The sequence below is a fragment of the Bacillus sp. GbtcB10 genome (assembly GCF_019091365.1).
Classification (GTDB): Bacteria; Bacillota; Bacilli; order Bacillales; family Bacillaceae; genus Bacillus; species Bacillus altitudinis.
This window is the reverse complement of the sequence record NZ_JAGXJP010000137.1, coordinates 1-272: the sequence shown is the minus strand read 5'-3', so window position 1 is coordinate 272 and position 272 is coordinate 1. Positions and strand designations below refer to the sequence as shown.

Annotated in this window: 1 protein-coding gene; it reads right to left on the bottom strand. The window is 32.0% G+C overall.

What is annotated here, in order from left to right; all coding sequences use genetic code 11:
* Window positions 1-207 (bottom strand): alpha-amylase family glycosyl hydrolase (locus KVT11_RS19885; protein WP_254636537.1); only part of this gene is annotated, 207 nt, incomplete at its 3' end.
* Window positions 208-272 lie beyond the last annotated feature (65 nt).

Below are 272 nucleotides of genomic sequence, written 5' to 3'. Positions count from 1 at the left end.
ACAATAATCGCTTATATCATAACCATTATCATCATTTGGAGATTCATAGACTGGTGATAACCAAATCACATCAATCCCTAACTCTTTTAAGTAATCTAGCTTTGAAATAATCCCTTGAAGATCTCCTATACCATCACCATTACTATCCATAAAGCTACGAGGATAAATTTGATATACTACACTTTCTTTCCACCATTGTTTTTCCATTATGCTACCCCATTTCATTCATCATTCATTTTTCTCTTTTTTAAGGCGCAAACGTTTTCATTAAT